We start from the raw sequence: 8,039 nt of genomic DNA, 5'->3' as shown, positions 1-8,039 counted from the left end.
AGACCGTGCAGGTGTCGGCCTACCCGGACGCCTACGCCCAGTGGGAGAAGCAGGCCACCGACCTGGTCGGCCAGAACTGGAACAGCTGACCCACAACACCACAGCACCACCACATGAACCGACCGCTGGCCGGCACCCCGAGCCTGGGGTGCCGGCCAGCGGCATCTCCACGCCGACTGGTCGGGTGTCGCCCAGGGGAACAACGCCGGCCGGAGGCTGGTTGTGGTCAGTGTCGGTGTGACTCAGTGTCCCCGGGCCTCACCTTTATTGCCTTCGCGGAACACCGTTCGGCTGGAGCCGCGTCGTGCCACTCGCCGAGAGGCGACCTGCACACCGACACCAACGCCGCCCCCGGCCCACCAGCCGGGGCGGCGCTGTCTGTACCCACCCGCAGTGGCGGCACGTCGGTGCGCGTGCTGGCCCCACGCTCAGCGCGTCCGGCGGCACCACGCGCGGTGCGTGCCGAGCCCATGCGGGGTGCGCGTGCCGAGCCCATGCGGGGTGCGCGTGCCGAGCCCATGCGGATGCGCGTGCCGAGCCCATGCGGGGGCGTGCGCGTGCCGAGCCATGCGGGGTGCGGGTGCCGAGCCCATGCCCGGCAGCCCATGCTCGAAGCGTCGGCGGTACCAAGATTGGTGCGCGTGGCCGGGCCATGCGCGGTTGCGCGTGCCGGACCCATGCTCGGTGGCCGTGCCGGCAACATGCTCGGTGGCCGTGCCGGCACAATGCTGGGGTGACTGTCGCGCAAATCTGGTCCGAGCAGTCGGGTGTGCTCGTACTGCCCAGCGGGGCGACGGTGCGCGGGCGCCGCATTGGTGCGGTCGCCTCGCCCGCCGACTTCGCCCTGCTGTTGGCGCCCGGTCCGGCGCCGGACTGGCCGTACCGGCGGATCCGGTGGCCCGACTTCTGGCTACCGCTCGATCGGGCGGACGCCCTCGACGCCCTGCGGGCGGCGCTGCGGCGGGCACATGACGGTGAGCGTGTCGAGGTGGCCTGCCGGGGTGGGGTGGGGCGCACCGGTACGGCGTTGGCCGCGTTGGCGATCCTCGACGGCCTGCCGGCCGAGCGGGCGGTGCCGTGGGTCCGGGCGGGCTACCACCCGAAAGCGGTGGAGACGCCCTGGCAGCGGCGCTGGCTGCGCCGCGTCGCCTGACCACCACCACCGCCCGCTCTGCGGCCCGCCGCCGATCCGGCCCGCTCGTCGGGTGCGGCTCGCCCCCTACCCCTTGGTGATCGCCGTCGGCTCGTTGACGTACTCGCGCAGGTGGTCGGCGGTGAGCGTGTCACCCCGGGCGACCAGTTCGGCCGGCGTGCCGGTGAAGACGATTCGCCCGCCGTCGTGCCCGGCGCCCGGGCCCAGGTCGATGAGCCAGTCCGCGTGGGCCATGACCGCCTGGTGATGCTCGATGACGATCACGGTGTTGCCGGCGTCGACCATCCGGTCCAGCAGGGCCAGTAGTTGGTCCACGTCGGCCAGGTGCAGGCCGGTGGTCGGCTCGTCCAGCACGTACGTGCTGGTCTTCTCCGCCAGGTGGATGGCGAGCTTGAGTCGTTGCCGCTCCCCGCCGGAGAGGGTGGTCAGCGGCTGGCCGAGCTTGAGGTAGCCCAGCCCGACGTCGACCAGCCGACCGAGGATGAGGTGCGCCGGCCCGCTGGGGAAGAACGCGTGGGCCTCGGTGACCGGCATGGCCAGCACCTCGCTGATGTTCTTGCCCCGCAGCGTGTACGTGAGCACCTCGTTGGTGAATCGCCGTCCCTCGCACCGCTCGCAGACGCTCGCCACGCCGGCCATCATGGCCAGGTCCGTGTAGATCAGCCCGATCCCCTTGCAGGCCGGGCAGGCACCCTCGGAGTTGGCGCTGAACAGCGCCGCCTTGACCCCGTTGGCCTTGGCGAAGGCGGCGCGGATCGGGTCGAGCAGCCCGCTGTAGGTGGCCGGGTTGCTGCGTCGTGACCCGCGGATCGGGGATTGGTCCACGATCACCACCCCGGCCCGGCCGCGCAGCGACCCGTGGATCAGCGAGCTCTTGCCGGAGCCGGCGACTCCGGTGACCACGGTGAGTACCCCGAGCGGGATGTCCACGTCCACGTCGCGCAGGTTGTGCAGGTCGGCGTGGCGGATGGCGAGCTGCCCGCTCGGTTGGCGCACCTCGTCGCGCAGGGTCACCCGGTGGTCCAGGTGCCGACCGGTGAGTGTGTCGGAGCGGCGCAGGCTGGGGACGTCCCCGGTGAAGCAGATCCGGCCGCCGTCGGTGCCGGCGCCCGGCCCGAGGTCGACCACGTGGTCGGCGATCGCGATGGTCTCCGGCTTGTGTTCCACCACCAGTACGGTGTTGCCCTTGTCGCGCAGCCGCAGCAGCAGGTCGTTCATCCGGGCGATGTCGTGCGGGTGCAGCCCGACGGTCGGTTCGTCGAAGACGTACGTGACGTCGGAGAGGCTGGAGCCGAGGTGCCGGACCATTTTCACCCGCTGCGCCTCACCACCGGAGAGGGTCGCCGACTCGCGGTCCAGGCTGAGGTAGCCCAACCCGATCTCGACCAGTGAGTCCAGCAGATCGCGCAGGTTGGCGATCAGCGGCGCCACCGCCGGGTCGTCGACGCCCCGTACGAACGCGGCCAGGTCGCTGATCTGCATGGCCGAGCACTCGGCGATGTTGCGCCCGGCGATCCGCGATGACAGGGCCGCCGCGTTGAGTCGGGTGCCGCCGCAGTCCGCGCAGGTGGTGAAGGTGACGGCCCGGTCGACGAAGGCGCGGATGTGTCCCTGCATCGAGTCGCGGTCCTTGGCCAGGTAGAGCCGCTTGACCTTGACCGCCAGACCCTCGTACGTCCAGTTGTTGCTGCCCATCTTGATCTTCGTGGACGGCTTGTACAGCAGGTCCTGCCACTGCTGTTCGGTGTAGTCCTGGAGTTTGGTGTCCGGGTCGAACAGACCGGACCCGACGATCGTCTGCCAGTACCAGGAGTCGACCGCGAAGTTGGGCACGGTGATCGCGCCGTCGTTGAGCGAGCGCTCGACGTCCACCAACTCGCTCACGTCGAGGTCGGAGACCCGGCCCAGCCCTTCGCAGGTCGGGCACATCCCCTCGGCCAGGTTGAAGCTGAACGCCCCGGCACCGCCCACCGACGGCTGGCCGAGCCGGCTGAAGACGATCCGGAGCATGGCGTACGCGTCGGTTGCGGTGCCCACGGTGGAGCGCGAGTTGACCCCCATCCGCTCCTGGTCGACCACGATGGCCGCACCGAGGTTGCGCAGCGAGTCGACGTCCGGCCGGTTGAGGTTCGGCATGAATGACTGGAGGAAAGCGCTGTAGGTCTCGTTGATCAGGCGCTGGGACTCGGCGGCGATGGTGCCGAAGACGAGCGACGACTTGCCCGAGCCGGAGACACCGGTGAAGACGGTCAACCGGCGCTTGGGGATGTCGACCGAAACGCTGGCGAGGTTGTTCTCCCGCGCTCCGCGTACCTCGATCATGTCGTGGCTGTCGGCGACGGACCATGCTGGCTGCGACATGCGAACCCTTCACGAGATCCCGGCGGGGAAGGACCCCGCCGGGTTGACGGATTACATTGTCTCATTCATCCTCTTGTAGAGACTTTTGCCGAGATTCCACTGGTGACTACGCCGAAACGACCCGCAAAGTCTCAAATCACGTGGCAACCGGTACGGTGGCCGCCGTGGACTTCGCACCCAAGGACCGCCTGCGGGCGGTGGACCTGGCCGCCACCGCCGGGATCTCGGTGCAGCAGGTGCGCAACTACGTCGAGGTGGGCGTGCTGCCGCCAGTGCGGCGCACTGCGAGCGGCTATCGGATCTTCACGGCCGAGCACGCGCGGGCGCTGACCGTGGCGCGGAGGCTCGCCGAGGGGCATGGCTGGAGCCGTACCCGGGAGATCATGGCGGCGGTGCACCGGGGTGACCTGCCGGCGGCCCTCGCGGCGCTCGACGGCGGCCACGCCGAGCTGGACCGGGAGCGCGCCGAGATCCGCCGGGTGCTCGGCGCTTTCGAGACTGTGCTGGCCAGTCCGTCGCAGGCCCGGCCGGTGCCCCGCCGTGGCGCCCGCATCGGTGAGGTCGCCGCCCTGGTCGGGGTCCGGACCTCGCAACTTCGGCTGTGGGAGGAGCGCGGCCTGCTGCGACCGGTTCGCACGCCGGGCACCAGATATCGGGTGTACGACGAGGCCGAGCTGCGCGCCGCGCAGGTCGTCGCGCTGCTGCGCCGGGGCGCCTACCCGTTCGAGATCATCGGGGCGGTGCTGGGCGAGCTGCGCACCACCGGCAGCGCCCAACGGGTCCGCGCCGAGCTGGCCCGCCGTGAGCAGGAACTGCACGCGCGCAGTCTGCGCCGGCTGCGGGGGAGTGCCGCGCTGCACGACTACCTGGGCGGTCGGGATGCCGCCGGATGGTCGGCCGGGTATCCGGTCCCGGCGGGGGATCTTGTTGGCTAGGGTCGGGCTCATGAAAGCTGCGCTGCTGACGGTCGCGGCGTCCGCCGTCCTGCTCGCTCCCGCGACGACCGCTCCCGCGACGACCGCCGCCGCTACGACCGCCACCACGGGTTCTGCCCCCACGGGTTCCGCCGCCGCGACGACCGTGCGGTGCCCGACGGTGCCGGCGCCAGCGGTGTCCCGGCCGCCACGGCCCTCGCCCCCGCCCGCCGTGCCCGAGCAGCGGGTGGTCGGCGGAGTCGGACTGGCCACCAGCGGACTGGTCGTGCCGGCCGGCGCCGGCGCGCCACCGGCGGTCACCGCCACCTCGTGGCTGGTCGCCGACCTGGACACCGGCCAGGTGCTCGGTGGCTGCGGCCCGCACGAGTACGGCACCCCGGCCAGCGTGCAGAAGCTGCTGCTGGCGGCCACGATGCTGTCCCGGCTGGATCCGAAGCAGACAGTCACCGTCACTGCGGCGGACATGAACATCGAGCCCGGTTCGTCCGCCGTCGGCCTGGTCGAGGGCGGCCGGTACACCGTCGAGACCATCTGGCTCGGGTTGCTGCTCAACTCGGGCAACGAGGCGGCCAACGCGCTGGCCCGGCTGGGCGGCGGGGCGGACGGCGCGGCCGGCGGAGTACGCGCCATGAACGAGCAGGCGCACCGGCTCGGCGCGCTCCAGACGCACGCGGTCACCCCCTCCGGGCTGGACGGCAAGGGGCAGTTCACCAGCGCGTACGACCTCGCGCTGATCGCCCGGGCCTGCTTCGCCGAGCCGAACTTCCGCCGGTACGCGCTCACCGAGCAGACGCAGATCCCGGCCCAGCCGGCGCAGCGCATCAAGGGTTTCCAGATCCAGAACGAGAACCAGCTCATCTACCGGTACCCGGGCGCGCTCGGCGGCAAGACCGGCTTCACCGACCTGGCCCGGCACACCTACGTCGGCGCGGCGCAACGCGGCGGGCGGCGGCTGGTGGTGACCCTGCTGGGCGCCGAGCCGGCGCCGAAGCGCGGTTGGGAGCAGGGCGCGGCCCTGTTGGACTGGGGCTTCACGCTGCCCCGCGATGCCGCGGTCGGCCGGCTGGTCGAGCCGGGCGAGCTGACCGCCACGCCGTCGGCCTCGCCGTCCGCGCTGGCTGCGCCCCGTGCGCCCCGACCGGCGGCGGCCAGCGGTCCGGTGCACGCCGGGTCGGGGTGGCTCTGGTCGGTGACCGCGCTGAGCGGCGCGGGGGTGCTGCTGCTGGGCGGGCTGTTGTGGCGGCACCGCCGTCGGCTGCCCTGACGGATCGACAACCAGCTCTGACGTCCATAGACTCCGGTCTTTCTGGCACCACGAGTCCAGGAGGATCCCTGTGTCGAGTGAACTCGAACCGCGGCCCGGCGTGGCGGCACCCCGCCGGTCGGTGCGCGCGCTGACCCGCCTCGCGGGGGTGACGGTGCTCGCCGGGGCGCTGGTCGTCGGCGCGTCCGCCACCGCCGTAGGCGCGCCGGGCGCGTCCGTCGACGCCGTGACCGCGTCCGCCGCGCCGCCAGCAGCCGCCGACGCCGCCACCCGCCCGCCGCGCACCACGCATGGCCCATGCGCGTACACCGAGACGCCCGACGAGCCGGCGGCCCGGCCGGTGCCACTGCCGCCCGACCCGCGGCGTACCCCGGACCGGGGCACCGTCCGGGTGACCCTCTCCACCAACCACGGGCCGATCGGGTTGACCCTGGACCGGGCAACCGCGCCGTGCACGGTGCAGAGCTTCCTGCACCTGGTCCGCAAGCGCTTCTACGACCGCACCATGTGCCACCGGCTGACCGCGTACCCGACGCTCAGCGTGTTGCAGTGCGGTGACCCGTCCGGCACGGGCGAGGGCGGCCCGGGATACCGGTACCGCGACGAACTGCCGACCGACCTGCCGCCGGCGCCCACCGATCCGACCGGCGAACGCAAGGTGTACGCCCGGGGCGTGTTGGCCATGGCCAACGCCGGGCCGGACACCAACGGCAGCCAGTTCTTCCTGGTCTACGCCAACTCCGCGCTGCGCCCCAACTACACGATCTTCGGGGAGATCGACGCGGCCGGGCTGGCCACCCTGGACCGGATCGCCGCTGGGGGAGTGGCGCCGACCGCCGAGGACCCGGCACCGGTCGACGGCGCACCCGCACTGCCGGTGGACATCCGCCGGGCCGTCCGCTCGCACCACCACCACTGACCGTGCTGGCGCGGTGGGCGGCTCCGGGTCGCTCACCGCACCAGGGCGCGCCGGTCGCGCGCCGGCCACTAGCCGTCATTGGGGCCGTAAGAAGCCGGAATTTTCGGGATCCGATCCGGAACCGCCGAACCAGCGTCCGACCCGATTCCGACCGTCACGACCGGTCGGGTGACCCGGTCGGCGCGATGGCGGTGCTGTCCCGGACGACCAACTCGGTGGCGAGCTCCACCCGGGGCGAGTCGATACCCTCGCCCTGAGCCAGCCGCAGCACGGTCCGCGCCGCCAGTCGGCCCATCTCCACCAGCGGTTGACGCACGGTGGTCAGCGGCGGCGAAGCCCAGCGGGCCTCCGGCAGGTCGTCGAAGCCCACCACGCTAACGTCGTCCGGGACTCGCAACCCCCGACGCCGGATGGCCTCGTAGACCCCGAAGGCCATCTGGTCGCTGGCCGCGAAGATGGCCGTCGGCGGATCGGCGAGGTCGAGCAGCGCCGTGCCGGCGGCGAACCCGGAGGCGTGGTAGAAGTCGCCCGGGCAGACCAGGGCGTCGTCGACCGGCACCCCGGCCGCCTCCAACCCGGCCCGGTAACCGTCGAGCCGAGCCCGGCTGCACAACAGGTGCGTGGGTCCGGCGACGAACCCGATCCGCCGGTGCCCGATCGAGAGCAGGTGCTCGGTCGCGGCGAGTCCGCCGGACCAGTTGGTGGCACCGATCGTCGGCACGTCCATGGCCGGCACGCCGGCCGGGTCGACGACCACCACCGGCACGTTGAGGCGGCGCAGCTGCGCGTGCAGCGGCGGGCTCAGGTGCGAGGTCACGAAGATGACGCCGTCGGTGGCCCGGGTACGCAGATTCTGCAACCACTGCCGGGCCGCGGTGGGCTGCCGGTGGATCGCGGAGACCACGGTGCCGACGCCGGCGCCGTGCCCGACGTCCTCCACCCCGCGAATGATCTCCACGGCCCAGGGGCTGTCCAGGTCGTTGAAGACCAGGTCGACGAGACCGGCGCGGCGGACGCTGCGGCTGCTGCGGCGCCGGTAGCCGTGGTGGCGCAGCAGCTCCTCGACCCGTTCCCGGGTGTCGGGTGCCACATCGGACCGACCGTTGAGCACCCGGGACACGGTCGGCACCGACACTCCGGCCTCCCGTGCGATCGCGGTGATGGTCACCCTGCGTCCGTCGTCCGCGTTCACCGCGTCTCCTTTGATCTTTCGGGGGCGGGCCGGACGCCGGCACCGGGATGCCCCGGAGCAGCGTGCCCGTCCCATCGGTCATCTTGCCGCACGGACCGGGGGCTGGCGACAGGGCGCATCGCCGCCGTGTTCGGGAAGTTGCGGAGAATTCCCGGAAGTCCGGCTGATCGGCACGGGCCGGCGCGTCGCCGGGCCCGGCCTAGCACCCGTGACCT

General features: G+C 72.4%; 6 protein-coding genes. 4 read left to right on the top strand and 2 right to left on the bottom strand.

What is annotated here, in order from left to right; genetic code table 11:
• Nucleotides 1-733: 733 nt before the first annotated feature.
• Nucleotides 734-1,153, top strand: coding sequence for a protein-tyrosine phosphatase family protein (locus ABZV00_RS32500; protein ID WP_328417388.1), 420 nt, complete (start codon nucleotides 734-736; stop codon nucleotides 1,151-1,153).
• A gap of 66 nt (nucleotides 1,154-1,219) precedes the next feature.
• Here the strand turns inward: ABZV00_RS32500 and ABZV00_RS32495 are convergent, their stop codons facing one another.
• Nucleotides 1,220-3,514 (bottom strand): excinuclease ABC subunit UvrA, encoded by a 2,295-nt coding sequence (locus ABZV00_RS32495; protein ID WP_355613328.1) that lies wholly within the window; start codon nucleotides 3,512-3,514, stop codon nucleotides 1,220-1,222.
• 164 nt (nucleotides 3,515-3,678) lie between these two features.
• Here ABZV00_RS32495 and ABZV00_RS32490 point away from each other — a divergent pair, with 164 nt between their 5' ends.
• From ABZV00_RS32490 to ABZV00_RS32480, 3 genes are all read left to right on the top strand, one after another.
• On the top strand, nucleotides 3,679-4,449 hold the full coding sequence (locus ABZV00_RS32490) for a MerR family transcriptional regulator (RefSeq protein ID WP_355613326.1): 771 nt from the start codon (nucleotides 3,679-3,681) through the stop codon (nucleotides 4,447-4,449).
• A 10-nt stretch (nucleotides 4,450-4,459) separates the two neighbouring features.
• The gene (locus tag ABZV00_RS32485; protein WP_355613324.1) at nucleotides 4,460-5,713 is read left to right on the top strand and encodes a D-alanyl-D-alanine carboxypeptidase; all 1,254 of its coding nucleotides are present in this window, start codon (nucleotides 4,460-4,462) and stop codon (nucleotides 5,711-5,713) included.
• 70 nt (nucleotides 5,714-5,783) lie between these two features.
• The gene (locus ABZV00_RS32480) at nucleotides 5,784-6,632 is read left to right on the top strand and encodes a peptidylprolyl isomerase (RefSeq protein WP_355613322.1); all 849 of its coding nucleotides are present in this window, start codon (nucleotides 5,784-5,786) and stop codon (nucleotides 6,630-6,632) included.
• 154 nt (nucleotides 6,633-6,786) lie between these two features.
• On the opposite strand, the gene ABZV00_RS32475 is transcribed toward ABZV00_RS32480, so the two are convergent.
• Nucleotides 6,787-7,824 carry a LacI family DNA-binding transcriptional regulator gene (locus ABZV00_RS32475; RefSeq protein ID WP_355613320.1) on the bottom strand — a complete coding sequence of 346 codons (1,038 nt, stop codon included), beginning with the start codon at nucleotides 7,822-7,824 and terminating at the stop codon, nucleotides 6,787-6,789.
• Nucleotides 7,825-8,039: the final 215 nt, after the last annotated feature.

The sequence above is a fragment of the Micromonospora sp. NPDC005173 genome, from assembly GCF_040608515.1.
In the GTDB taxonomy this organism is placed as follows: Bacteria; Actinomycetota; Actinomycetes; order Mycobacteriales; family Micromonosporaceae; genus Micromonospora.
The sequence above is the reverse complement of the archived record's forward strand: the minus strand, read 5'-3'. Positions and strand labels throughout refer to the sequence as shown.

Bases quoted from the DNA above. Each gene is read 5' to 3' on its own strand.
- ABZV00_RS32495 (WP_355613328.1), bottom strand. From the start codon at position 3,514: ATGTCGCAGCCAGCATGGTCCGTCGCCGACAGCCACGACATGATCGAG.
- ABZV00_RS32485 (WP_355613324.1), top strand. From the start codon at position 4,460: ATGAAAGCTGCGCTGCTGACGGTCGCGGCGTCCGCCGTCCTGCTCGCT.